Origin of the sequence: Legionella rowbothamii, from assembly GCF_900639985.1 — a bacterium.
Lineage (GTDB): Bacteria > Pseudomonadota > Gammaproteobacteria > Legionellales > Legionellaceae > Legionella > Legionella rowbothamii.
Map to the genome: position 1 here is coordinate 205,116 of NZ_CAAAIM010000005.1, position 26,564 is coordinate 231,679.

Genomic DNA, 26,564 nt, shown 5'->3' on the forward strand with positions numbered 1-26,564 from the left:
TAATATAAAGTGCTTAATATAAGGAAAAAATTATGCATTGCAAGGGTTAGAGGCATATAATTAAATCATGACTACTATCGACTTAATAGCCATTTTAGGCAACCTAAGCAAATCGTTATACCCTCTGCAGCGGTTAATTACAGCGGGGGCGTATTTATTGGGTGTATTGTTTTTCATTACAGCTATTATGAAGCTGATGAAAATAGGGGATCATCGAGCTCAATCTCAATCCCAGGAGAGAATGTTTGTGCCGATGATGTACTTGCTTTTTGGGGCACTTTTATTGTACTTACCTTCGGCACTTAATCTTGCCGCTAATACCGCCTTTGGTGTGGGTAATATTTTGACGTATACCAATTATGATCCTACAAATATTTACAGTTCCATGGGGTTATTAATTCGTACAGCTGGGGTGCTATGGTTCGTTCGTGGCTGTGTTCTTGTGGCGCAATCTAGTGAACCAGGGGCTCAAGATGGGCCGAAAGGTTTGATATTTATTATCGCGGGAATATTATCAATGAATTTTGATAATACTGTGTCGATCATGAATAATATGATGGGTTCTATTGCGAGCTGGACTATTGCTCTTAAGCAAAGCCAGGGGTATTAGCTTTATTTGGAGGCAGTTATTAGCCTCAGTGTAAATTAATTTTCCTCACCACAAATTCGCAGATTATTTGCTTTGGCGAAGTCCATAATGGATTGATAAAGTAACGGGCTGGATTCTTTAAGTTTTGGATCAAGAAGTACACACTGATATCCATCGCTATTAACACTCGGCCGCAATAATGGGGAGTAGTGGATGCGTTTGTTTTTAAAGCTTGCGAGTGATCCACTCATGCGTTCCGCCCAGTCGCTAGGACGAAAAGTCTTCCCTTGAGCGGTTATTCCTTCAATAATGATTGTTTTCTTTTGTGAATCTGCCATAATTCTATTCAATTAAAGTACACTGTGCTAAGTATAACATCAAATGATAATTTCTGTATGGAAATTTATTCGCTTTACTGCAATATATTTGTGTTTTCAAAAGCGAATTTTATCCCTATCATGTGTGATTGTTAACGAGACGTTTATGAGGATTGATCCAAAGAATGGAAAAAGATAATCGTTCAGGTATTTATTTATTACCGAATTTATTTACTACCGCTAGTTTATTTGCAGCATTTTATTCATTAGTTGCTTCGATGAAAGGGCAGTATGAGGCTGCTGTTATTGCTATATTTATTGGTATGATTGCCGATGGTTTGGATGGACGTATTGCCCGTTTAACCAATACTCAGTCTGAATTTGGTGCTCAATATGACAGCTTATCGGATATGGTAACCTTTGGGGTTGCTCCGTCTTTATTAATGTATAATTTGTCACTGAGCCATCTAGGAAAAGTAGGGTGGTTGGTTGCCTTTGTTTATACCGCAGCGGTTGCCTTACGACTGGCGCGTTTTAATACGCAGCTGGAAATTGCAGATAAGCGTTATTTTCAGGGATTGCCTTGCCCCCCTTCGGCCGCAGTAATGGCATCGTTTGCTTGGTTATGCTATCAAAATGACTGGCATAATATGTTTGTAGCTATTGTAACCGCAATTATGTCTTTAGTTGCATCGGCATTGATGGTTTCTAATTTCCGCTATTACAGCTTTAAAGAGGTCGATTTTAAAGGGAAGGTCCCCTTTTTGTATGTCTTGGTAATGATTATTTTATTTGTTGCGATTGCTGCAAATCCATCCTGGGTTATCTTCATTGGTTTTGGTCTTTATGCTTTTTCGGGCTTAATTATTACTTTATTGGCGGTACATAAGGTGAGAAAGCAAAGAAAGTATATTGAAAAATCTTAAGATATGCAGATGTTGCCTGATTAAGTAAAAACAATTGGCGGAGCAAGTCAAGAATTCGAAGTAGGGAATTCTGGGTTGCTTCCTTTTGTTCGCAAAGATGAGAGGTTTTAGGTGGGATAATGTTCTATGTTAATTGATTAAAAACTAGAAGCAATTACTCACCTTCACCAAAGAAATTATTAATCAATTGAACTAGAGCTTCATTCAGCTGCTCTTCATCTGGGCCTTCAATTTCCAAGGTAATCGTGCTTCCTTTATTTGCCGCAAGCATCATCACGCCCATGATACTTTTTCCATTAACCGTTTGGGAATCTTTTGTGACATTGATTTGGCTTTGATAGCGCGCGGCTGTTGATACAAATTTTGCTGATGCGCGAGCATGCAAGCCAAGTTTATTGATGATTGTAATCGTTGTTTTTATCATAAGCGTATCTAAGTCCTAAAAACGCAACGTGAACAGACTCTAGGGTAGAGCGAATGCGTTTTAGTTAATGTATCACGAAGAATGCTTAGGGTACAGGGAATTCTTGTACAAAAAAAGTTAAATGAGGTTTGTCATAGATATTTTTGTTATAGGGCTTTCTCGTATTTATGTTTAAGCTAAGAAAATGTCGCCTCTTCAATGGTGAGGAGGCGACGAACTTTAATGATTAATGACTACGCATTTTTTCTTTATGCTTCAGCAACTGACGATCGAGTTTATCAATCAAAGCATCTATTGCAGCATACAAGTTTTCTGATTCTGACTTAGCATATAATTCAGCGCCGGTAACAAAAATAGTTGCTTCTGCAATTTGACTTAATTTTTCAATATCAAAAATTACATTAATTTTATTGATTTGATCATAATGGTGCTCAAGTTTAGTAAATTTTCCTTCAGTATAGGTTCTGATAGCAGGAGTTACCTCCATGCTATGCCCAGTAATGTGAATTTGCATAACGAACCTCCTTCGGTTACTTTTTAGATACGAATTTTTTTCTTTCATTCGATGGGGCTATCCCCATCGCTTCACGATATTTTGCTACGGTTCTTCTTGCTACCTGAATACCTTGGTGTGCTAATAAGAGCACGATTTTGCTATCGCTTAATGGTTTCCCCCCGCTCTCTGCTGCGATTAGTTTTTTTATCATCGCGCGAATTGCGGTAGAGGAGCATTCAGCACCAGCATCGGTATTCACATGGCTGGAAAAAAAGTATTTTAGCTCAAAAACTCCTCGAGGAGTATGAATAAATTTTTGCGTAGTAACGCGTGAAATAGTTGACTCATGCATTTCAAGGGCAGAAGCAATATCATTAAGAATCAATGGTTTCATCGCTTCCTCACCAAAGTCGAGAAAACCTTGTTGATACTCCATTATGCATCGCGCTACCTTAAGTAAAGTTTCTTGGCGGCTTTGAATACTTTTTAAAAACCATCGAGCTTCTTGCAGGTTATTTTTTAAGAATAGATTGTCGGCACTATTGTCCGCACGTTGAATCAATGATGCATATTGATTATTGATGCTTAAGTTCGGTAAAACATTTTGGTTTAAAACGACTTTCCACTCATTATTTATCTTTTTAACTGTTAAATCGGGAATAATATATTCAGTAATGTCATGGTGAATTAAATGCCCTGGTTTGGGATTTAAGCCTTGAATGATGCGTAACACGTCATCAATAGCCTTTTCACTAACTTGATGGTTTTTTATTAATTGTTTGTAATTATGGTGGCCAAGCAAATCCAAGTCTTGGAGAATAATTTTTTTAGTAAGTTCTAGGTGTCTTGTTTCTGGAGATAGTTGTTCCAGTTGTACCAGTAATGTTTCTGCTAAATTCAAAGAAGCACAGCCTACCGGATCAAATAATTGTAGGCGATGGCGTACAACTTCTATTTCTTCTTGGTCAATCGGATGTTCTTCGCTGTTTAGACTAGCATGCAAATCGCTAATAGAGGTACTCAGAAATCCATCGTTATTAATCGCATCAATCAGGGCTGTCGCTATGGCTCTGTCTACATCACTCATTGGAGCCAGTGTTAATTGCCAGCGTAAATGGTCTTGTAAATTGGTAGTAGTGCAATGCAAATTATCAAAATTATAATCATTATCGTCAAATTGATGACGCTTATTGGTGATTTGATAAAGTTCTGACCATTGAAAATCCGTGGGCTCATCGTTGCTTCTGGATTGATCCTCATGAGGCAAATCTTCTTTATCCTCATTGGGCGTCGCTTCTAACATTGGATTGGATTCAACAATAAGTTGAATCTCTTGTTGTAGATCAATAGTAGACAATTGCAAGAGCCTAATTGCTTGCTGTAGCTGTGGGGTAAGCGCCAAGTGTTGGCCTATACTAAGCTGCAGTGACGGTTTCATGCAAATCCTCTTTGTTTCTTTCTACTGCCATTAACTATCAGTGTAAACGATTCGTGGGGATTATCCAGTCTTTGCAATGGTTAAATTAAGCTAACTCTATGAAATTGAGTAAAATCTAGAGCTATTCGATGAACGGGTAGACTGACGCTGAGCGCAGAGGGGCCCAACTATGAAAGGGTAGTTGTAATGTAGGTGTTATAAAATAAAAAGCCCCAATTCGGGGCTCAATAATTATTTTACTTTCTTTTCTTTAAAAAGAACGTGCTTACGAACTTTTGGATCGTACATCATCAATTCCATCTTTTCAGGATGGTTACGTGGGTTTTTAGTCGTAGTTTTATAGTATCCAGTTCCTGCTGTGGATTCCATTTTCACTTTGATGGTGACAGCTGCCATGGTTTATCCCCTTAATTATACTTTTTCGCCATTAGCTCTGATTTGATCCAGAACCTTCTTGATGCCTAACTTATCAATTATACGCATACCTTTGGTACTAACGCGTAAGGTGACAAATCGGCTCTCTTCTTCAACCCAGAAACTGTGATTTTGAATGTTGGGTAGAAAGCGTCTTTTGGTTTTGTTGTTAGCGTGCGACACTTTGTTACCAGTCATGGGTCGCTTGCCAGTTACCTGACATACTCTAGACATTGTGTTACTCCAAATTAGAAATTTTATGGTTGTCTTTGTAATATTCTGGGCAAATAGCCGGATGTGAAATACAAGAGCGGTTTTATATCAAAAAAACGCAACAGTTGCAAGATTTTTATAGAAACATATAATCGCAATTTTTATAAATTGAGTTATTAGCATGCATCGTAGAATAAAAAGTTATGTATTGCGAGCAGGACGTGTAAGCAATCGTCAGCAGCAAGGATTAGATCTTTGGATTAAGGATTATGCCTTATCGATGGCGGATTCTCCCTGGAATTTAGCAGAGGAATTTGGACGAGAAGCAGATACTATTGTGGAAATTGGTTTTGGGATGGGGACATCTTTACTTCATATGGCACAAAATAATCCAGCGGCTAATTATGTTGGTATTGAAGTTCATCAAGCGGGAGTAGGGAGCCTGGCTGCTGACTTGCATGATCATCAGGTAACTAATGTTCGTATTGTAGCTCATGATGCGGTGGAGGTGTTTCAGACTAAGATAGCTGATAATTCTCTGGCGGGAATACAAATCTTTTTCCCAGATCCTTGGCATAAGAAGCGTCATCATAAGCGCCGTTTGATTCAACCGGGGTTTATTCAATTACTCACTCACAAAATTAAAGTCGGTGGATTTATTCATTGCGCTACCGATTGGCAGGAATATGCAGAACACATGCTGGAAGTTTTGTCTGCGTCTCCAGGATTACATAACTCACAAGTTGAAGGAGGCTATTCTCCTAAGCCAGAGTCACGGCCGTTGACTAAGTTTGAGCTGCGTGGCGAGCGTTTAGGACATGGAGTTTGGGATCTTATTTTTTTGAAATCTTAGAATTGCCCTTGGTTCATTGCTATAGGCTAATGATTAATCTTTAAAGTGTAGGTTGGGCCTAGGGCCCAACAAATGCATCGAGTCGCACCTGGAGTTGATGTTAGCTCATGGGCCCAACCTCCTGTATTTTATCGCAAAACTTATTTAGCTTAATGGTAGCGAGGCCTTGAGGATGGAGTATCAGATTGCATTGATATTCGGTTAGGCACTGTGTAATATTAGTCCGATAGCAACCAGAAAAGGATGTCATGTCATGGGATTTTCCACCGAGCTAAATAAAGCCATTGAGTCAGGGGCTGAGCGATTTCAAGAGTTTATTACTGATAAACTAGAAGCGGATGAACATTACTTGGAACAGTCCTTTTGGATGCCTGATTCCACACAATTGACGGCAGTAAATTATTTAATTCAGCAACATCAAGAGCTTGATAATGATGCCGAGAGGGATAGGGCAGCATCTAATTTGACTCCTCACATTTATTTTGTTTTAGGAAGAGCACCGGATAAAAATGTCGGAGAACCAGTACATTACGCTATTTCTTTAGGCAAACTTCGCTTAGCGAGTTATCTTTTAGAACAACGATTTTTTGATGTAAATCGGCGAAATAAAGAAGGGCGTACTTTATTATCATTGGCATTAGATACTAAAAGTGAGCAATTATTGCATGCAGTTTTGGCACTGAATCCTAATGTTCATGAAGGCAATCACTTATTAGAAGAACCTATCGAATATCAGCCCCTACATCAGGCAATTCTGTCTAATTTTGGTATGGGGGTAAGGGCATTGGTGCAGGCTGGGGCACAATTAAATAATCCCGTAGGCCCCTTTATGGATACACCACTTTTGCTCGCGGCACGGTTAGGAAAAATTAAAGCGCTTGCTGCCTTATTGGCCTCCTCGGAGGGGATGCTTGAGCTTGAGGCTGAAAATAGTGATCGTGCAGAATCTTATGAGCATGGACATAATTCGGTTGAAGCATTGTGCCAGCTTTTAGCTCAGGAACCCCAAAAAGTCTCACTAATTGATGGGATTGCCATGTTACTTTGTCATGGTGCGGAACCTCCTCGTCGTGAAGAAATGTGTCAATTATTGGCAAGCAAACGGATGGAGCTGCTCAAAGCGATTGATTCTTATCTTGAAAAACACAATGAGTTAGTTGATCCCTTTGTAAGACGATGCCACTTGGTTGGTACTCCTTTGCATTCAATCATATATGTAGATCATTCTTGGGGCTATGCATTGCGTCAACTTTTTGGCCGCCCCAGTGCCGCGGGTTCCATGGTGGAAAGCTGGGTTACAAGAAAATATGGGGATAATGCAGAAAATGATTTGGGTAATGTTGAGCTGCCTTCTAAAGCGGGTTCAACTTATACAGGGACGGAAGATCCACTTAAATTATACGCTGTATTCGTAGAGCGTTATAAATTAGCCTATAACAGTCAGCGAATTACTAATCCTTGGAGTACAATGAATTGGATGATTGCAGAGGGTTTAGGTGATTGGGCCGCGGTACTTAAATATTCAAAGGAACATCCTACCAGTAGAACACGTCTTGTTATTAAAGATATGATTAAATCAGAAATAAAAAGCCTGCATGAAGAGATACCATCCAATGTCAGTGCCCCAGTTGTCGTTACGCTTTAAATAAAGCAAAACATCATCTCGAACGTAGTGAGAGCCCTCCAATACAAGCACTAGCCCTGATTAAGGAGAACTCTCACTATGTTCAGGACTTGCTTAAACTTCATATACCTCCTAAAATCCTAGCTTTCTTAGAATCGGTCAGGAGTAGTGCATGGGGTGGAACGAGCCAGATAAAGGCAAAGATCCCTGGAAAGGTAAAAATCAACCTCCAGATTTGGATGAAGCTCTAAAACGTCTTCACGACAAGTTGAAAAAGATGTTGTTTGGGGGCAGTGGTAAAGCAGCAGCTGAGCCACCTAGAACATCTAATTCAAATACTAGCTTAGTAGCAATGATGGTTGCGGTGTCAGCCTTTATTTTGTGGGTATTGGCTGGGATTTTTATTGTTGACCCGGCTGAACAGGCAGTTATTCTTCGTTTTGGTAAATACGTAGAAACTGTAGGGCCAGGACCACACTGGATACCTAGGCTTATTTCGTCAAAAGTAGTAATGAATGTCGATAGACTTTTGGACTATTCCTATTCAGCCCAAATGCTGACTAGTGATGAAAACTTAGTTTCTGTATCTTTGGCTGTACAATATCGTATTGGTGATTTACAACAGTATTTGTTTAATGTAGCAAATCCTGAAGAAAGCTTACAGCAAGCTACCTCCAGTGCATTAAGACAGGTTGTTGGCACAACTACTTTAGATCAAATTATCACCGAAGGGCGAGAGGTATGGGGTAATCAAGTACAAGAAACCTTAATTAAAACCCTGGAGATGTATAAAACCGGTATTGTAATTGTCAACGTTTCGCCTCAACCTGCGCGTGCCCCTGAGAGTGTACAAGATGCTTTTGATGATGCCATTAAAGCACAAGAAGATGAAAAACGCTTTAAAGAGCAGGCTCTTGCCTATGCCGCTAAGGTGGTGCCCATTGCAGAAGGTAATGCCAGCCGTATCAGACAAGAGGCAGAAGCCTTTTCTAAACAGGTTGTTTTGCAGGCACAAGGCGAGGTTGCTGAGTTTCTAGCATTACTTCCCCAATACACGCTTGCACCGGATATTACGGCGCAACGTATGTATCTGGAGACAATGCAAATGGTCTTAACTAAGAGCAGCAAAATTATTGTTGATAGTAAAGCCGGTAATTTGTTGTATTTACCCTTAGATAAATTGGCAAAAAGTCAACCAGAGCATTCTCCGAGTGTTGGCAAGCACAGAAGCAAAGCTGAGCGTGGAACTTCGGCTGAGTCAGGCAATTTAATTGATGGACGTATGCTTACCAGACCAGTTTATAATCAAGGGGGACAGCCATAATGAAGAATTCTACTAGAACCCTTGGTGTTTTATTGTTCATTGCGCTTTTACTGTTTTTTGCCTGCGTATTTACTATAACTGAAGGCCAGCAAGGTATTATTTTACGTTTGGGTCGTTTAGTGAATGAGGGCGATACGAATAAGGTTAAAGTATTTGTCCCGGGTTTGCATTTTAAAGTGCCTTTCATTGAGAGCGTGCGTATTTTTGATACACGTATTCAAACGATGGATATTAAATCAACACGTATCGTGACCAAAGAAAAGAAAGATGTGATGGTGGATTACTATGTGAAATGGCAAATTACTGATTTGGCCCGCTATTTTAAATCCACCGGTGGTAATGAATTTAAAGCGGAAACCTTATTGGAGCAGCAGTTAAACACCTTGCTACGCGCCCAATTTGGTAAACGTACTATTTCTGAAGCAGTTTCGGGTGGCCGGGATGATGTGATGGATTTATTACGCATTGCTGCGGAAAAGCAAGCCGGTGAGTTGGGTATTAATGTGGTTGATGTGCGTATTAAAGGTATTGAATTGCCGGCAAATACGAGTAATGCCATTTATCAGCGCATGCGTGCCGATATGCAAAAAATTGCAAACAGACACCGTGCAGATGGACAGGCCGCTGCAGAAGAAATTCAAGCTAAAGCTGATGCGAATGTGATGGTATTAATAGCACAAACAGAAAGCCAAGCGCAAAAAGTACGAGCTATAGGACAGGCAAAGGCAGCATCAATTTATGCGGAAGCATACAGTAAGAACAAGGACTTTTTTACTTTATATCGTAGCCTATTAGCATATGAAGGTAGTTTTAACAGTAAAAGAGATATCCTGGTTTTGGATCAAAGCAGCGCATTTTTTAATTATTTTAGGCAGCCAATACCAAAAAATGATGGTATCGCTGCTAAAAAGTAACTATAATGTCCGATTTTGCTGAAATCAGGTTCAATTCCTGGCAGTGTTTTCAGATTAAGAGTGGATCATGGGTAAGAACGTTGTTGTTTTAGGTACACAGTGGGGCGATGAAGGCAAAGGCAAAATCGTCGATTTATTAACGCAAGATGCGCAGGTTGTTGTTCGCTATCAAGGTGGACATAATGCAGGGCATACTTTAAAAATTAAAGGGGTGAAAACGGTTTTACGTTTAATCCCATCAGGTATGCTTAGACCGCACGTTACTTGTTACATCGCGAATGGCGTTGTTTTGTCGCCAGAAGCTTTACTAGGTGAAATTAAAGAGCTTGAGGCGACTGGACTCGATGTTCGTTCTCGTTTGCGAATTAGTTTGGCTTGCCCATTAATTCTCCCATTCCATGTTGCTTTGGATAAAGCACGTGAGTCTCATATGGGGAAATCCGCTATTGGTACTACAGGCCGTGGAATTGGTCCTGCTTATGAAGATAAAGTGGCTCGACGCGCATTAAAAGTGGGCGATTTGTTCCACCCTGAGCGTTTTACGCAAAAATTAAATGACGTATTAGATTATTACAATTTTGTCCTGACTCAATATTTCAAACAACCTGCAGTTGAGATGCAACCTATTTTGGATGCTGCGGTAATGTGGGCAGATGAACTACGTTCTATGGTTTGTGATGTTCCTGCTGCGTTACATGAACACCGCGAAAAGGGTGATAATATCCTATTTGAAGGTGCTCAAGGGGTTTATTTGGATATTGATCATGGAACCTATCCTTTTGTTACGTCTTCAAATACCTGTGTGGGTTCGGTAGTCAATGGTGCGGGTTTTGGTCCTAAGTTTATTGATTACGTTTTAGGTATTACCAAGGCATACACAACTCGTGTTGGTGGTGGTCCCTTCCCAACAGAGCTTTTTGACGATGTGGGCAAGCGAATTGCTGAACGTGGTCAAGAATTTGGGGCAGTGACTGGCAGACCTCGACGTTGTGGTTGGTTTGATGCTGTTTTATTAAAGCGTTCTATTGAGTTGAACAGTATTACTGGCTTGTGCATAACTAAATTAGACGTTTTGGACAATCTGGATGTATTGCGTATAGCTGTAGCGTATAAGGACAGCGATGGGAATTTAATTTCCCGTCCACCTCAAGCCGCAGCTGATTTTGAAGGTTTAGAGCCTATTTATGAAGAGATGCCTGGCTGGAAGGAGTCAACGGCAGATGTGACTAATATGGCTGATTTGCCAGCGAATGCAATTGCTTATTTGAAGCGTATTGAATCTTTGTTAAATGTTCCTATTCATATGCTATCAACTGGCCCAGAGCGCGATTCTACAATTATTCTTCAGGATCCGTTTACTGCTTAAGGGTGGAGATGTATCCCATATAATGATTTTGTCTAATATAGAATATATGGTGTAGGTTGGGCCCATGGCCCAACCTACACAACATCAATTTGAACCTTTTAATATTGACTCTCAAACGTTTTTAGCTTCTGTTCAAGACTCCACTGCAATTGCCCTTTTTCATTACTCTTAATAAATTCTTTGCAGCTAACACTGTTTAAATCCTGACATTCTGGCATTAATTGCGTTTTTTCAGCATCTACCCAAATACTTTTTCCAGGGGCAAAGGAGTAAGTTAAGGCATTCCGATTTATCTGTTTAATGGTTTGATAATCTAAACCATGTCCAATTACAGCTTCTACATATTGAGCGGTTAAGTCCGTACGCAAAATACCTTCATCATCCGTAGATAAAACGACAGGAACATGGTGTTTCAAATAATAGTTTAAAGGGTGTTCTTTTCCGGAAACATTTAAGATTCGTTTATTACTAATCAAATTAATTTCTACAGCTTTATGCTGTTTTGCCATATAGCCTAATATTCCCTCTGCATCATCTTCATGAGCAATATCCACCCCATGTCCAATTCGTTGTGCCTGTCCCGTTAAAAGCGCATCGTGAATATGGTAATTTAAGTCATTTGGAGTGACTATTTCCGACGTAATTTCTCCTGCATGCAGGGAAATATTAACTTGGGGATATAATTGGTGCAGATACTGAAAGATTTGCATTTGTTGTCGATAATCCCGCAATGAAATAATGCCATCTTCTGCTTGGACGAGGTTTACACCAACTAAATTTCCTCCCTTACTTTGCGAGCGGGCCACTGCTTCAAACGCATTAAGTGTTTGTGCAAAAACGGCTTCTAGAGGTTGTTCTCTCAAGGAGTAATATAAGAATTTAAGTGTAAGCGTGCAGTTTTCGGATTCAGGATTTTTATCACAGCCTAATTTCTGCCGCGCTTGCTTGAGTGCGTTTTCTGTTTCTGCCACGGTATTATCAATGTTTTTTTGAAAATCCTGATTAGCTAATAAAATTTGGCGCATTTCATCAAAAGAAGTAGCTCCCTTGAGTAGGACACCAAAGCTAAGCGAGCTTGCATTATCTGGCAAAACCATTAGCTCTAAGTATTGCTCGTGTTGATTAGCGGCCCTCCTAACCACATCGGTGATGAGCTCAGGACTGTGATTCATCACGATAGGTAAAAATTTGAAAAAGGAATTGAAAAAGTGATCATGACCTGATTCGGCGCCAGGAACAAAGTTTTGTAATGACCAAGCTCTAATCGTTTTAGTATAGAGTGCTGGTGTATTAGTAAGCTCACGCATGCTCATTTTTTCTTGACAGAGCTCAGCATTATTAGTGACTGTAAATGTTTTCGTATCCAGGCAATAGTCGCCTTTGGCCGCTATTTCAAGCATTGCTTCGGGGTATGCGCCTCCTGCTAAATGATAATGTAACTCTCCTCCTTTAGGCATCTTTTTGAAAAATGCGTATAGGGCATTGGGATCATTTTTCACCTGCTCAAAATAGGATTGAACGTTGGCCTGCGCTTGGGAAATGATAAAAAAACCAAGCAACGAGGGGAGTGATTTAACTATGTTCATAATGTCCTTTAGGGTCACAATTAAAGCTGGATTATCTCATAAAAAAAGTGAGGATTAAAACGTGAACGTTGATAAGGGTAGGTATTTTCAGATTTATTAAGGGGTTTCATCACAACCATTGTATTTCGACTTTATTCATTGCAAAATGATTTTACCAATATCTAACCAAATCAAACAAATATGACCAAATTATTATCAAGATTTAGCGCTATTTTGAGTGTTTTTATTGGAGTTATGTTTTCCTTAGGTGTAGTCAGTGCGGGGGGGAGCTCGGCAAAAAAGGTGAGACAAACCATTAATATTGGTATTTATGCGCCATTTTCTACTAAATCAGCTTATATCGGTAGAAATATGTTGGCTGCTATGGAAATTGCTCGCGCTCAGATAAAATCCACTGAAATTAATTATGAATTTTATACTTTAGACGCGCAACTCAATGAGCATGCAGCAGATACCGTACAAAAATTCATTGATGCGCGTCATATTAATGTACTTTTGACTGAAGGTGTCACTTCTGGCGCGGTAGTCGCTCCCTTGGCAGCAAAAAATAAACTGATTCATTTTTGTTTAGGCTGCGATACAGTAGTTGCTGATGGCAAGAATAATTTTCAGGCACAAAGTCCGAACCATCAGCGTGGAGCGGCATTAGAAAATACAATGAAACCTGAATTTGTAGCCCAATTTAAACAAGAATATTTTAGCCAACCCGTTACTGAAGCGGGGTATGCTTACGATATTTTCCATTTATTAAATAGCAGTGCTGTGATCGCAATGAAAACGGATACAGAGTTTTCTAGCCAGGCCATTGCAAAACAGCTATTAGCGCTTGAGTCTGGAACTGGTGTTATGGGTAGCTTTAGCTTAAATAAAAATGGGCTTGCTTATAGCAAGAAAACGTTGATTGCTTAGGTTGTTATTTTGACTAAAGGAGCCTGGAGTATGCTCCTCCTACATAAACGCAGGGATTAATCATTTGAGCGTGTATTGACGTACCACACAAACCCATAATTTACCCATTCTTATTTCAGATAAGCTGATTAACTAAGGAAAGAGAAATTAGGGAAATAATCATGATGATGGCTAATCCTTGCGAACAATTAAATTAATTACTCTCCGATCTAAAGTCTTTGCATTACAGGCTAACCTCTCATCCCATAGATGAGTCTGTGCTGATAGAGGAGAGCATGGCTAATTGGAAGTGCTAGTGCACCAATGACTTCTTCAAAGTAACAATACGCTGATATGCCTCATCAATACGTTTCTGTTTAATTTCACCCGAGCGCACCTTCGCTTCAATAATCTGAATCAACTGTTCTGGATCTTGTTTCGCAGCCAAAGTATTACCAAAAATAAGCATATCTGCACCTGCATTGATTGCTAATACTAAGGCCTGTTCTAACCCATAATGATTGCTAATCGCTTTCATCTGCATGTCATCAGTAATAATGACTCCGTTAAAATGAAGGCGGTGGCGCAAAAGGTCTGTTAACATTTTATGGGATAAGGTGGCTGGAAGCCCTGAACTATCAAGTTGACGGTTTACAATATGGGCACTCATGATCATTCCGCAGGAAAACTTTTGTCCTAATAAGTGTCGATAGGGTTCTAATTCGGACATTCTCCAGGTATCGGTGACATCAACAAAACCTAAATGTGAATCTGCTGTGGAGCTGCCATGTCCAGGGAAATGCTTATAAACGCATTCGATCTTTTTATTTAAAAAACTTTGTGAATAAATTTCAGCATCTTGAATAACCGTATTGGGATCGCTGGAAAAGCTGCGATCTTTTCTGGCGATTACGGGATTATCTGGATTGATATTTACATCAAGTAATGGCGAAAAATTTAAATTAAAACCGGAATTGATTAGTGTTTTAGTCATAAGTTCGGCGTTAGACTCTGCAGCATTTGGTCCTAGCTTACCTACTTCTCCTGGAGTTAGTGTCGCAGGAAAGCCATATTGCTCACTGAGACGAGTAACCTTCCCACCTTCATAATCTACAGAAATTAACAGCGGTAGTGCGGGGCGGTGGAATTTTAAATTGGCTTGTTGGGTAAAATATTGTAAGTTTCGAGTTAATTTTTTTACTTGCTCAGGAGATTCTATATTTTTATCAAAGAGTTGTGTTTGCGCATTGTAATCAAATAAAATTACTCCACCAATATTATCTTTGGCAATTATTTTTACTATTTCTGATTTCGCATCAATGTACTTCCCATCAAATCCAATAAGCAGCATTTGACCAATTTTATCATGCAAAGTAATGGGGGCGGCTGCTGTCGCTATGCTGGTGGCAATACTTGCTAAGAATATAATGACTGATTTTAAATAACGCATGTGTGCCTTTAATTTAACCGTTATTTCATTAATGTAACATTTTGTTCTTTTTTTATCAATACAGGTAACCCGCCACTTTTGGCTAAGAGCTTAGTAACTAACCTAATAGTCAACATGATTTTTGTGGGGCTAAGTGGGGGTTTTGGGAACTATGTAGGCCGAGGGGCTTAAAGTTTGGTACTCCGGGGAGTGCCTTAGTGGCGGCTGGGCTTTTCAGCCCAGCCTACTGGTGACTATTTATTAGCTAAGGCCATGCCTTCTAACACAGTGAATGCAGCATAAAGTTGGTAGTCATTATGTAATAGATCATCAAGTTGAGTTTGAGGATTTTTTACAGCTTTTTCTGCATTCGTTTTATTGAGTAGGTGGCCATTAAGATCCGCTTCGCTAAATCCAGTCGCATCTTTATTTTTGGCTCCGGCAGTTTTAGGTATTTCCAACTCATTAACCACGATATCAGGTACAATTCCTTTAGCTTGAATTGAGGCTCCTGAAGGCGTGTAGTAAAGAGCAGTAGTTAACTTAATTCCTGTTTTACTATCAAGAGGTAATACAGTTTGTACTGACCCTTTACCAAAGCTGGTAGTACCAAGCACCACAGCACGTTTGTTGTCTTTTAGCGCACCGGCAACAATTTCTGCTGCAGAAGCCGAGCCGTTGTTAATTAACACAACCATTGGTGCATGATTTAAAACATCAATTCCCTTAGACAGTGCAGTAAAGTCTGTGCCAGGTAAACGGCCTTTAGTAGACACAATCGTTTCGGGTTTACCAGATTTGTCTTTACCAAGGAAGGCATCAGAAACTTGAATTGCAGCATCAAGCAAGCCCCCTGGGTTGTTTCTTAAATCTAAGATAAGGCCTTTTAAGTTACCGCCTGATTGTTGTTTTAAGCGTTCAATGGCTTGTAACATATCTCTTCCAGTTAATGCTTGGAATTGGGTCAAGCGGATGTAGCCATAGCCTGGTGTTAATAATTTGCTTTGCACGCTTTTGATTTGAATTACTTCACGTACCAAATCAAAGGTTAAGGCTTTATTTACCCCTTTACGTAGCACTGTAAGCTGAATAGTGCTGCCTGCTTTTCCACGCATCAAGTTAACTGCATCTTTTAGCGATATGCCTTGAACAGACTCTTTACCTAATTTAATGATGTAGTCCCCAGACTTGATTCCTGCTTTAAAGGCGGGGGTATCCACTAAAGGAGTTACGACTTTAACCACACCATCTTCCATAGTAACTTCTAGACCTAATCCACCAAATTCACCACTAGTCGATGTTTGTAGTTCTTTAAATTCTTCCTCATCCAAATAACTTGAATGTGGGTCTAAACCACTGAGCATCCCGCGGATGGCATTATCAAATAATTCCTTGTCCTCTGTTGGTTTCACATAATATTTTTTAATTTCACCTATGGCATTGGAAAAGCGTTGTACATCTTCCAATGGCACACCCTTAGATTCAGAACTGGCACTCGTAATATCTTGGGGTTCATCAGCTGTAAAGGCCGTCAGAGGTAACATCAATGTGAACGCATACACTACCGCAAGCGTGCAAGGATATAGTTTTCTTATCAACATAGCGATCTCCTCGGATGCAGGCCAACAAAATAAGCCGTCTTCTTTTTTTATTCTTAATATTTTAAATGCAATTTAAGTGCCAGAGGTGTAGGCAATTACTTTAAACCTCTTTATTCTTATTTGTTAAAGTAATCAACAGTCTGCCTTATAACCTACGACAACCAAGCTAGAGGAGGGATTGCTTTTCCCCTTAGTCTTATTTCGAAGTATAGACCGTTTTCTTTAATTCCGCCGCTATGACCTACAGTAGCAATTTGTTCGTTTTGTTTGACCGGCTCTCCCTTTCTCTTAAACAGTGATTCATTATGGGCATATAAGGTCATAAACCCTTGGCCATGATCAATAATAATGAGTAAACCATAGCCCTTTAACCAATTACTAAAAACGACTTTGCCAGGATAAACGGCAGTAACCACCGCCCCTTCATCGGCAAAAAATGTCACTCCTTGGTTCATCTTGCGTAAGGCTTGCTTCTTCGACTGCACTGGAAACGGCAATTTTTTGCGCATTTGATTGAATGGTATGCTGGGTTGCGGAACACTTTGTTCAGCAAGTGTTTTTAATAGACGTGCCAAATTATTTTTATTCTTTTGAGCCTCTTGTAATTTATTTTGCTTGCTTTGAATTTCATTATTCAATGATTTGATTAAGGCGGTATGATAATTTTTATTTTTTTCCAGCTGCTGCTGGTTTGTTGTCAGTTCCTGTTTAAGTTTTTGCGCGGCTGCCAACTCGTTATTTAGTACCTTTTTGCTTTGAGTTAACTCATTGCGCGTAGCATCTACTTGAGCAATCAGCTGTTGTCGTGACTTAATGATGTATTGATAATAGGTTAAAATGCGGCTCACCTTGTAGGGATCATCCTGGTTAAGTAGCCATTTTAAAGGTTGATATTCTCCCATCTGGTAGCGAGCACGGACATGGTTCGCTAATAATTGTTGCTGTGCCGTAAGTTGTTCACTCAGTTGATTAACCTGTTTTTGTAAGAGGGTGATTTTTGTTCTTTTATTATCTAAAGTTTTTTGTATAGTTATTAATTCGTGTACGCTTTTACTGATTTGCTTTGCAGTGACTGATAATTCATGGTTCAACGCGCCGCGTTTGTCATGGGCGGTAGTTAATGTTTGCTGCAAATTATTAATTTGCACATCGATTTGTTTGAGTTGGCTTTGAGTTTGCTGAAGGCTTGACGGCGCCGCGTACAAGCCCAAACAAAGTAGCATGCCTAAAGACATGCTTGCCCCATTACGTCTTAATTTCTTTGTGGATTTAATCATGAGTCTTTTTCTAATAATTGATGGCCGGACATCTCTGCAGGAGGGGTAATTCCCAATAGTGCCAGAATTGTGGGGGCTATATCCGTTAAATTTCCCTCAGTACGCGTAAAGTGCCAATGGTCACCCACATAAACTAAGGGGACCGGCTCACTGGTATGAGCAGTATGAGCTTGGTGTGTTGACTCATCAAACATTTCTTCTGCATTACCGTGATCGGCAGTAATGAGAAGTTGCCCGCCTTGTTGTTCCAGGGCTTTCCATACTCGGTGCATACAGTGATCCAAACATTCAATCGCACGAATAGTTGCAGCGAAATCACCAGAATGTCCTACCATGTCTGCATTCGCATAGTTACAAATAATGACGTCATAGGCTCGGTTGTTAATTGCCTCAACCAAACGATCGGTTAATTGTGGCGCACTCATTTCCGGTTGCAGGTTGTAGGTAGCCACTTTAGGTGATGGAATTAAGATGCGTTCCTCATTATTAAAGACTTGTTCTTGGCCTCCATTAAAGAAAAAGGTTACATGGGCATATTTTTCGGTTTCCGCTATACGTAATTGTCGGAGGCCATGGGCAGCAATCACTTCCCCCAAGGTATTATTTAAATGTATCGGGGGGAATGCTGAAGTAGTCGCTAAATTTTTATCATACTGAGTCATGCTGACAAAGTGCGACAAGGGAGGACATACATGACGGTTAAATTGTGTAAATGATGCATCGACAAATGTTGTGGTTAATTGTCTTGCGCGGTCAGCACGGAAGTTAAAAAATAAAATCGCATCACCATCATTAATAATTTCCCCTGTACCAATTTGGGTCGGGGGAATAAATTCATCCGAAAGGTTTTGTTGATAATAGGATTTAATGGCGGTTTCAGCGTCTGGGTACTGATGTGGACTGTGGCCTTGGGTTAATAGGTCATAGACAGGAGCAATACGCTCCCAACGATTATCGCGATCCATTGCGTAATAGCGGCCACTAATGGAGCAAATGCGTGCAACAGGATATTTTTGCAGTTCGGCATTTAAACGTTCAATACTTTGTAGTGCACTTTGAGGGGGGGTATCCCGTCCATCCAGGAACAGATGCAAGCAAACGGAATGAAAATTTTGCGCAGCACAGAGTGCCAATAACGCAAATAAATGCTGCTCATGGCTGTGAACGCCGCCCGGTGAGAATAATCCCATAATATGGAGCGATTTTCCAGTTTGCTTTAATTTGTGGAGCATATTTAGAAATACTGTATTTTTAGCAAACTCGCCCTGAGCGATGCTTTGATTAATACGGGTAAAATCTTGCTGAATCACACGCCCTGCACCAATGTGCATATGCCCTACTTCTGAGTTGCCCATTTGCTCGTCAGGCAGACCTACAGGCAAGCCCGAAGCGTTTAAAAGTATATGAGGGCGTGTTTGCCACCATTCGTCCCATTGTGGAGTATTTGCTTGAGCAATAGCATTGTGTTTATTATTTTTATTATAGCCCCAGCCATCTAATATCATCAGCAGCAGGGGAGTTTTCTTGTGCATGCAACGCTCCATCCGTTAAATAGATGGCAAGTATACTATTATCTTTTATGAGGTCACAATCTGAAGCAGATGGCTTGCTTTGATTAAATTTGCTGGATTTATCGCAATACATTATTGAATAACTCTTAAAATTTGATGCTAAAAAGGTTAGACTATGCACATTTTTTAAGGTTGGAAGAGTGGTTTTGGAACAAAAAATTCCTCAACACATTGCTATCGTGATGGATGGCAATGGGCGTTGGGCTGAAAGTCAAGGTTTGCCACGCATTGAAGGTCATAAAGCGGGAGTTGAATCTGTACGAAAAATGATCCGCGTATGCATGGAAAAAAAAGTTGCTTGTTTAAGTTTATTTGCATTTAGCTCTGAAAACTGGGCGCGTCCAATGGATGAAGTTTCTTTTTTAATGGAATTATTCATAGAATCTTTGCGCCGAGAACTTAGCGAATTGAATCAGAATGGGGTTCGGATGTGTTTTACCGGAGATCGCAGTTTATTATCTCCAACACTACAACAACAAATGCGCGAGGCGGAATCCGTTACTGCGGATAATGCGCAATTAACTCTGAATATTGTCGTTAATTATGGCGGCAAATGGGATTTGGTTACGGCTGCAAAAAAAGCGGCACAAGCAATTGCTCAAGGGCAATTGACTCTTGATGAGCTTGATGAAGCACGTTTTGCTAGCTATTTGGATACGGCGAGTTTACCAGAGCCGGATTTATTTATTCGTACTAGTGGCGAATTACGCATCAGTAATTTCTTTCTTTGGCAGCTTGCTTATACAGAGCTTTATTTTACAGAAGTACATTGGCCAGATTTTGGTGAAGAAGAGTTAGAAAAAGCCTTGGTTTCATTTAGTAAAAGAAAAAGACGTTTTGGGCAAATTTCTAATTGAACTAATGCATGTTAGCCTGGAAGCCACTAGTGTTAAGTTTAGAACGTCCTCTCCGCATGCGCGGGAATGACCGTATCTGTAGTTTAATCACGGTGAGCTTAAAGGGCGCATCAAATCATTTATAGAGGGCAGTCTTATGTTTTTACAGCGATTAATAACCTCCTTAATTTTAGTGCCCTTGGTTTTATTTATTATTTTTTATGGTCCGCCTTGGTTATTGGCAAGTATTGTTATCTTGATATTTTTAGCTGCGGGCAGAGAAGCTTTTCAGTTAATTCCCTTGCAGAAGTTAGGCACGCAAATCGCCTTTATTGCTTTAATGTTATTGGCATTATGGGCTTGTAGCTATTTATTCTCTTATTGGCTTGGGCTTGGATTGATTCTCTGGGCTTTTAATATAGTTGCTATTGTTACTTTTCCTAAGTCACAAGAATATTGGGGATACCCTTCAGTAGTTGCCGGTGCTTGTTTCGTGCTTTTACCCTTATTTATTCAAAGTTTGGTTCACTTATACTACTTACCGAACGGAAAGGCTCTGCTGATTTATTTGCTGTTTTTGATTTGGGCTTCTGATATTGGTGCTTACTTGAGTGGTAAGTTAATGGGTAAAAATAAGCTGATTCCTCAAGTCAGTCCAGGAAAATCTTGGGAAGGCGTGCTAGGTGGTTTAATTTTGTCTATGATTATAGCAGGGGTTGGCAGTATGTATTTTCATCCCGTTGCTATGGGATACTGGTTATTTTTAGCTTTTTGTACGGTAATTATTTCAATTTTCGGCGATTTGTTTATCAGTATTTTAAAGCGGCGCTGTCATTTAAAGGATACAGGAACGCTGATTCCTGGTCACGGCGGTATTTTGGATCGCCTGGATAGTTTGATTGCTGCTCTGCCTCTCTTTTACTTTGGATTAACTGTGGGGTAGCGCTATGCTTTTAACATTGCTGTATTTTTTATTGGCCCTAGTGTTATTGGTGACTATCCATGAATATGGCCATTTTCAAGTCGCGCGCTGGTGCGGAGTAAAGGTACTGCGCTTTTCTTTTGGTTTTGGCAAGGTCTTAGCAAGCTGGAAAGACAAAAAAGGGACCGAGTACGCCTGGTCTCTTTTTCCCTTTGGCGGTTATGTCAAAATGCTTGATGAATCTGAAGGGGAGGTACCAGAAAATGAGCGCCACTTAGCCTTTAATAATCAATCTGTTTGGAAGCGTATTGCGATTGTGCTTGCCGGGCCGATGTTTAACTTCATATTTGCTTTTTTTGCCTTGTGGCTGGTTTTGGTTATTGGCATGCCATCTCTTGCACCCATGATTGATGGAGTTCGTCCTGGTAGTATTGCCGCAGAGGCGGGGCTTAAGGCAAAAGAGGAAATCATTTCATTAAATAATAGTAAAATAAATAGTTGGCGCGATTTTCAATACGCTCTGATGCCTATGGTGGGTTCTAATGAAACAGTTTATCTCGTCGTCAAATCTTTAGATAACGGACAACAGAGCCAAATCTCCTTGCCTTTAGCCAATTGGGTATTGGATGATAAAAAGCCAGATCCGCTAAAAAGCTTAGGAATAGAACCTTTTATCCCATCGATTCCTCCGATTGTTGGTGAAGTAATTCCGGACTCTCCTGCAGATAAAGCTGGATTGAAAACAGCGGATAGGGTTTTGAGTGTGGATGGTAAATCATTTAGTGATTGGTTATTTTTGGTTGAATACGTACAGGCACGCCCTGATGAGCAAATAACCTTAAAAATTAATCGAAAAGGTGTAATACAAAATCTTAGTGTACATGTAGGCACTCATGATAATAAAGGAAAACATGAAGGCTTTTTGGGTGTGCGTTCTCAAAAGGTTAAATGGCCTGAGCGCTGGTTACGTATGGAGCGAGAACAACCGCTGCCTGCGTTAAATACTGCATTAAAACAAACAGTTCAGCTAACTGGAACAACGTTTATTTTAATGGGACGTTTAGTTACCGGTAAATTAGGATTAAATAGCATCAGCGGCCCCGTTGGTATCGCTCAAGGGGCTGGAGATTCAGGACGTGGTGGTTTAGCTGCGTATCTATTTTTTCTAGCTTTAGTAAGTATTAGTTTAGGTGCTTTAAATTTATTACCAATTCCAATGCTTGATGGCGGACATTTGCTGTATTATGTCCTCGAGGTTATCCGAGGTAAGCCTGTATCCGATAGTTTAAAGTCAGCTGGGGCCTATGTAGGCTTATTATTGTTGGCGGCGTTGATGTTTATCGCCTTAACGAATGATTTATCAAGATTGACGGGGTAGCGGTAAATAGAAGCTTGACAGTGGTTTCTACTTCCTATAAAAAGTGCTTCAAAATTTAATGTATCTGGATATTTTTTATATCCAGAATCACATGTGTACTTCGTATCGGCATAAATTGCTTGGTATTTGCTAAAAGAGCATTTAGAGGCGAGCGAGGTAAAACCGGACGTAAAATAATAATGAAAAAGATCAGTAGTAAGTTTTTAGTAGGGGTTTGTTGTTCAACGCTTTTGGCTTGGTCTACACAAACAATGGCAGATGAAGGTTTTGTTGTTCGCAGTATTAAGGTAACCGGTTTACAACGGGTTTCTACTGGAACCGTATTAAACTATATTCCTGTACAAGTAGGCGAAGAAGTTAACTCCAGTTCCACCGGGGAAATTATTCGGGCTCTTTACGACACTGGTTTTTTTCAATCTGTTTCTCTAGAACGTCAAGGTAATACTCTCGTTGTTAATGTGGTTGAACGCGCCACAATCGGGGCTATTAATATTACTGGAAATAAAGAAATCCCACCTGAAAAAATGAAAGAGTTCCTTAAGGAAATGGGGTTAGTGAAGGGTCGTGTGTTTCAATCCTCGACTTTGGAGCGTTTAGAAAAAGAATTAAAGAAAGCCTATACTTCCAGAGGAAAATATAATTCTCGTATTGAAACCCGTGTAACGCCGCTGACCGATAATCGTGTTGGGATTAATATTACGGTTTCCGAAGGGCGCGTATCGCGAATTAAGAAAATCAAAATTATAGGAAATCATGATTTTAAAGATAGTGAATTATTACCTGAGCTGTCATTATCTTCATCGAATTTATTTACTTATTTTACAAAAAAAGACCAATACTCAAAAGCAAATATGGATGCTTCATTAGAGGCATTACGCTCTTATTATTTAGATCGCGGGTATTTGAAATTCAATATTGTTTCTTCTCAAGTGTTATTATCTCCAGATAGAAAAGATGTATTCATCAATATTCATGTTGATGAAGGGCCCCAATATCGTTTCTCTGGCTATAAGGTTGTTGGAAAGACTGTAGTGCCTAAAGAAAAAATCGATTCTTTGATTCAAGTTCGTAAGGGGACGGTTTTCTCACGTAAGAAAGTAACAGAATCGATTTCAGCAATTGGTTTAGCATTGGGAGATGTGGGCTATGGTTTCCCGGCGATTAATGCAGAACCGCAACTCGATGAAAAAGATAAAACGGTATTTATCACCTTTGTAGTTGAGCCAGGACGCCACGTTTATGTTCGTCGCATTAAGTTTCATGGCAATACGAAGACCAGTGATTACGTCTTACGTAGCGTAATTCGCCAAGATGAAGGCGGATTGCTCTCTTTACATAATATCAAAGAATCTGAACGGCAATTGCGCTTATTAGGCTATTTGAAAAATGTGGACGTGAAAACCACGCCAGTTCCCGGCGCGAATAACCAAGTCGACATGGACGTGCAGGTAGAAGAAGCTCCATCTGCCGAAGCAAGTGCTTCGATTGGTTATGGTACGAACGGTTACCAAGTTAATGCGTCAATTAATCAGCATAACTTTATGGGTACGGGACGTTCGATGGGGGCGGCATTCACTTCCAGTAAATGGGGACAAGATTACAATGTTAGTTACTACAATCCATTTTTCACTGATACAGGGATTGGACGAGGCGTAAATCTTTATTTTGCGCGAGTCGACCCGAGGAACTTAAACGTCAGTACCTACAGTTCTAATCGCTTTGGTGGTGATGTGAACTATAACTTTCCACTTGGTGAAGCAAGTAGTTTCCAACTAGGTTATGGGTATCAGGATGTGGACATTAAAAGCGTAGGTTATGTTATTCCTATCCAGAATTTCGTAACAGCATATGGCCGCCATTTCCAAGAGATTCGTTTATCTTCTGGTTGGGCTAGAAACAGCTATGATCAGTTCCCATACCCAACACGCGGTATGAACCAACAGCTTACAGCTGTAGTGGCACTACCGGCGAGTTCAAATTCTTTGTCTTATTATAAAGGTTCTTATCAAGCACGCCTTTATCAACCAATTATTCGTGGATGGATTTTCTCCTTGCAAGGATTCGCAGGATATGGAAATATGTTTAATAACAGAGGCTTACCATTCTTCGAAAACTATTATGCGGGGGGTACTGCACAACCCGGACAGGTTCGTGGTTATGACAGCTTCTCTTTAGGTCCATTGGATAATATTCATAACTCTATGGGGGGTAACTTCTTGGCGAGCGCAAGCGCTGGTCTTATTTTACCTTATCCTTTGAGCCGTGATAACGTCAGAACCACCGTCTTTGCCGATGCGGGTAACGTATTCGCATACAATACAGCACCTATATTTACTGGCTATGATGCCGGCCCGATACGTTATTCAGCGGGTGTATCTGTCGAATGGCGTTCTCCGTTTGGTCCATTAGCATTTAGCGTGGCGAAAGCATTAAATCCACAACGTTTCGACCAGCAACAGTTGTTCCAGTTTGCGTTGTCTTCTGGATTCTAATATTTATCAAGTGTAGGTTGGGCCCATGGCCCAACCTACACCGCAATACCGCCACTAAAAATATTTTCAATCTCATCTTTGTACATATCGCAACCCATTTCGAATTGTGCTAGCATCTTGGTCTTTAATTTAGGAGAGAGCTTATGAAGCGGTTTGGTGGCGTTTTAGCCTTTGTTTTGAGCGTATTCTGTGCTAGTGCATTCGCTGACGCAGCAAAGATTGGTGTTGTTGATTTACAAAAAATCATGCAGACTTCCAGTCAAATGAAAGATGTCCAACAAAAGTTGGAAAAAGAATTCAAGCCACGTCGTGACAAGTTAGTTGCTATGGAAGCTAGCTTGAAAGCAGATATGGAAAAGTTTAAGCGCGATAGCGCAATAATGAGCGCGACTCAGAAGAAAGATCTGGAAAAGAAAATTATTACAGCACAACAACAATTCGAGCGTGATGGTCAACAATACCAGCAAGAATTAAGCACTGCAAACAACGAAGCAATGGAAGGCTTATATGCTAAAGTTCGTGCAGCAATTTCTAAAGTTGCTAAAGACGGCAAATATGACCTAATCGTACAAAAAGATGCTGCACCTTTCAGTGCTGATACTCTTGACGTAACTGATAAAGTTGTTAAAGCAATTAACTAATTTGGCGCGAATAAGGTGCTAACTTTAGCAGAATTAGCTGAGTGTTTAGATGGCGTGTGGCATGGTGATGCCAATCACGCCATTTTTTCTTTGGCCTCATTAACCAGAGCAAGAGCTCATGATTTGGCTTATTATGACAATCCTATATTTGCTCAGGCTTTAAGTAATACGGCAGCAGGTGCTGTATTACTTAAGGCAGAGCATCATCATGCATATTCCGGAAATGTAATAATTGTTACTAACCCATTACAGGCGATGATCAAAGCCACGCAGTATTTATCTCAACAAGAGTCGCGAACAGCAGGAATTGCGGCAAGCGCACAAATACATCCTTCCGCCAAATTGGGACAAGACGTTACCATAGGTGCCTACAGTGTTGTTGGTGCAGGTGTACAGCTTTCTGAGGGTGTTGTTCTCGGTGCTCATTCCGTGATTGAGGCGGGTGTGCATATTGGTAAAAATAGCCATATTGCCAATAATACTGTAATACATGCTGGAACTCAAATTGGTGCCCATGTGGTTATTCATTCTGGAACTGTGGTAGGGGCTGCGCCCTTTAACTATGTAAAACAACATGGTTATTGGGTGCAAGATCCTGTTGTAGGGGGCGTTATCCTTGCGGATAAAGTTCATCTGGGTGCGAATACGGTAATTGATCGCGGCACCTTAGGTGACACCTATTTAGCCGAGGGAGTTTGTGTTGATAATTTAGTACAGATTGCCCATGATGTGGTAATTGGTACAAATACTGTGGTGGCTGGATGTGCTGGAATAGGGGCTTATGCCCAAATAGGGGCTGATTGCATTATTGGGGGGGCTAGTAGTATTGCCGCTTATGTGCATTTGGCCGCGGATGTGGTGATTACCGGTATGTCTACTGTAAGCAAATCCATTGCTAAGTCGGGTATTTACTCCTCAGGAACTTTAGTTCATGAACATAAGCGCTGGCGTCGTAACGCAGCGCGATTTCGACGCTTGGATGATTACATAAATAGATTGGGTGCTGTTGAAAAGAAATTGAGCACATAATTCTCCGCCATTTTTG

At 40.3% G+C, this 26,564-nt stretch carries 25 protein-coding genes; 14 read left to right on the plus strand and 11 right to left on the minus strand.

Features of this window, described 5'->3' with window-relative positions; genetic code table 11:
- The first annotated feature begins 67 nt into the window (after positions 1-67).
- Positions 68-610 (plus strand): type IV secretion protein IcmC, encoded by a 543-nt coding sequence (locus E1P08_RS10455; RefSeq protein ID WP_133136961.1) that lies wholly within the window; start codon positions 68-70, stop codon positions 608-610.
- A 35-nt stretch (positions 611-645) separates the two neighbouring features.
- Here the strand turns inward: E1P08_RS10455 and E1P08_RS10460 are convergent, their stop codons facing one another.
- Positions 646-927: a DUF3579 domain-containing protein gene (locus E1P08_RS10460; protein WP_133136962.1), complete on the minus strand. Its 282-nt coding sequence runs from the start codon at positions 925-927 to the stop codon at positions 646-648.
- A gap of 164 nt (positions 928-1,091) precedes the next feature.
- Between E1P08_RS10460 and pssA the strand changes: the two genes are divergently transcribed.
- The gene (gene pssA / locus E1P08_RS10465) at positions 1,092-1,832 is read left to right on the plus strand and encodes a CDP-diacylglycerol--serine O-phosphatidyltransferase (protein WP_133136963.1); all 741 of its coding nucleotides are present in this window, start codon (positions 1,092-1,094) and stop codon (positions 1,830-1,832) included.
- A gap of 154 nt (positions 1,833-1,986) precedes the next feature.
- Here pssA and E1P08_RS10470 read toward each other — a convergent pair whose 3' ends face one another.
- From E1P08_RS10470 to rpmB, 5 genes are all read right to left on the minus strand, one after another.
- A complete protein-coding gene (locus E1P08_RS10470) occupies positions 1,987-2,256 on the minus strand; it encodes an HPr family phosphocarrier protein (protein ID WP_133136964.1) in 270 nt (89 codons plus the stop codon).
- Positions 2,257-2,482: 226 nt separating this feature from the next.
- Positions 2,483-2,770: a ribosome hibernation-promoting factor, HPF/YfiA family gene (gene hpf / locus E1P08_RS10475; RefSeq protein WP_133136965.1), complete on the minus strand. Its 288-nt coding sequence runs from the start codon at positions 2,768-2,770 to the stop codon at positions 2,483-2,485.
- Between the two features lie 16 nt (positions 2,771-2,786).
- Positions 2,787-4,190: an RNA polymerase factor sigma-54 gene (locus E1P08_RS10480; protein ID WP_133136966.1), complete on the minus strand. Its 1,404-nt coding sequence runs from the start codon at positions 4,188-4,190 to the stop codon at positions 2,787-2,789.
- Between the two features lie 231 nt (positions 4,191-4,421).
- Entirely contained in the window at positions 4,422-4,586 is a 165-nt protein-coding gene (gene rpmG / locus E1P08_RS10485; RefSeq protein ID WP_003635328.1) for a 50S ribosomal protein L33, read from the minus strand.
- Between the two features lie 15 nt (positions 4,587-4,601).
- Positions 4,602-4,838: a 50S ribosomal protein L28 gene (gene rpmB / locus E1P08_RS10490; protein WP_133136967.1), complete on the minus strand. Its 237-nt coding sequence runs from the start codon at positions 4,836-4,838 to the stop codon at positions 4,602-4,604.
- A gap of 160 nt (positions 4,839-4,998) precedes the next feature.
- On the opposite strand from rpmB, the gene trmB reads away from it, so the two are divergent.
- The 5 genes from trmB to E1P08_RS10515 all read left to right on the plus strand — a co-directional run bounded on the left by trmB (position 4,999) and on the right by E1P08_RS10515 (position 10,898).
- Positions 4,999-5,670, plus strand: coding sequence for a tRNA (guanosine(46)-N7)-methyltransferase TrmB (trmB, locus tag E1P08_RS10495; protein ID WP_133136968.1), 672 nt, complete (start codon positions 4,999-5,001; stop codon positions 5,668-5,670).
- Between the two features lie 253 nt (positions 5,671-5,923).
- Positions 5,924-7,315 (plus strand): Dot/Icm T4SS effector AnkC/LegA12, encoded by a 1,392-nt coding sequence (gene ankC / locus E1P08_RS10500; RefSeq protein ID WP_133136969.1) that lies wholly within the window; start codon positions 5,924-5,926, stop codon positions 7,313-7,315.
- Between the two features lie 151 nt (positions 7,316-7,466).
- Complete coding sequence (gene hflK, locus E1P08_RS10505; protein ID WP_133136970.1) at positions 7,467-8,618, plus strand: FtsH protease activity modulator HflK; 1,152 nt, start codon at positions 7,467-7,469, stop codon at positions 8,616-8,618.
- The gene (hflC, locus tag E1P08_RS10510) at positions 8,618-9,532 is read left to right on the plus strand and encodes a protease modulator HflC (RefSeq protein ID WP_133136971.1); all 915 of its coding nucleotides are present in this window, start codon (positions 8,618-8,620) and stop codon (positions 9,530-9,532) included. Before hflK ends, hflC begins: the two co-directional genes overlap by 1 nt.
- Before the next feature lie 67 nt (positions 9,533-9,599).
- Entirely contained in the window at positions 9,600-10,898 is a 1,299-nt protein-coding gene (locus E1P08_RS10515) for an adenylosuccinate synthase (RefSeq protein WP_133136972.1), read from the plus strand.
- A 98-nt stretch (positions 10,899-10,996) separates the two neighbouring features.
- On the opposite strand, the gene E1P08_RS10520 is transcribed toward E1P08_RS10515, so the two are convergent.
- A complete protein-coding gene (locus E1P08_RS10520; RefSeq protein WP_133136973.1) occupies positions 10,997-12,484 on the minus strand; it encodes an adenosine deaminase family protein in 1,488 nt (495 codons plus the stop codon).
- 180 nt (positions 12,485-12,664) lie between these two features.
- On the opposite strand from E1P08_RS10520, the gene E1P08_RS10525 reads away from it, so the two are divergent.
- Entirely contained in the window at positions 12,665-13,393 is a 729-nt protein-coding gene (locus tag E1P08_RS10525) for an ABC transporter substrate-binding protein (RefSeq protein WP_341272483.1), read from the plus strand.
- Positions 13,394-13,685: 292 nt separating this feature from the next.
- On the opposite strand, the gene E1P08_RS10530 is transcribed toward E1P08_RS10525, so the two are convergent.
- The 4 genes from E1P08_RS10530 to gpmI form a co-directional block, all read right to left on the minus strand.
- Entirely contained in the window at positions 13,686-14,822 is a 1,137-nt protein-coding gene (locus E1P08_RS10530; RefSeq protein WP_133136974.1) for a glycoside hydrolase family 3 protein, read from the minus strand.
- A gap of 233 nt (positions 14,823-15,055) precedes the next feature.
- A complete protein-coding gene (locus E1P08_RS10535; protein ID WP_133136975.1) occupies positions 15,056-16,402 on the minus strand; it encodes a S41 family peptidase in 1,347 nt (448 codons plus the stop codon).
- A 152-nt stretch (positions 16,403-16,554) separates the two neighbouring features.
- Complete coding sequence (locus E1P08_RS10540) at positions 16,555-17,679, minus strand: murein hydrolase activator EnvC family protein (protein WP_242602431.1); 1,125 nt, start codon at positions 17,677-17,679, stop codon at positions 16,555-16,557.
- Positions 17,676-19,211 (minus strand): 2,3-bisphosphoglycerate-independent phosphoglycerate mutase, encoded by a 1,536-nt coding sequence (gene gpmI, locus E1P08_RS10545; RefSeq protein ID WP_133136976.1) that lies wholly within the window; start codon positions 19,209-19,211, stop codon positions 17,676-17,678. The genes E1P08_RS10540 and gpmI overlap by 4 nt, the downstream gene beginning before the upstream one ends.
- A gap of 185 nt (positions 19,212-19,396) precedes the next feature.
- Between gpmI and uppS the strand changes: the two genes are divergently transcribed.
- The 6 genes from uppS (at position 19,397) to lpxD (ending at position 26,548) form a co-directional block, all read left to right on the plus strand.
- Positions 19,397-20,107: a polyprenyl diphosphate synthase gene (gene uppS, locus E1P08_RS10550; RefSeq protein WP_133136977.1), complete on the plus strand. Its 711-nt coding sequence runs from the start codon at positions 19,397-19,399 to the stop codon at positions 20,105-20,107.
- A 136-nt stretch (positions 20,108-20,243) separates the two neighbouring features.
- Positions 20,244-21,029 (plus strand): phosphatidate cytidylyltransferase, encoded by a 786-nt coding sequence (locus E1P08_RS10555; protein WP_133136978.1) that lies wholly within the window; start codon positions 20,244-20,246, stop codon positions 21,027-21,029.
- 4 nt (positions 21,030-21,033) lie between these two features.
- Positions 21,034-22,386 (plus strand): RIP metalloprotease RseP, encoded by a 1,353-nt coding sequence (gene rseP / locus E1P08_RS10560; protein ID WP_133136979.1) that lies wholly within the window; start codon positions 21,034-21,036, stop codon positions 22,384-22,386.
- A gap of 179 nt (positions 22,387-22,565) precedes the next feature.
- The gene (gene bamA / locus E1P08_RS10565; RefSeq protein ID WP_133136980.1) at positions 22,566-24,878 is read left to right on the plus strand and encodes an outer membrane protein assembly factor BamA; all 2,313 of its coding nucleotides are present in this window, start codon (positions 22,566-22,568) and stop codon (positions 24,876-24,878) included.
- A 143-nt stretch (positions 24,879-25,021) separates the two neighbouring features.
- Entirely contained in the window at positions 25,022-25,519 is a 498-nt protein-coding gene (locus E1P08_RS10570) for an OmpH/Skp family outer membrane protein (RefSeq protein ID WP_133136981.1), read from the plus strand.
- Positions 25,520-25,534: 15 nt separating this feature from the next.
- Positions 25,535-26,548 carry a UDP-3-O-(3-hydroxymyristoyl)glucosamine N-acyltransferase gene (gene lpxD / locus E1P08_RS10575; protein WP_133136982.1) on the plus strand — a complete coding sequence of 338 codons (1,014 nt, stop codon included), beginning with the start codon at positions 25,535-25,537 and terminating at the stop codon, positions 26,546-26,548.
- The last annotated feature ends 16 nt before the right edge of the window (positions 26,549-26,564 follow it).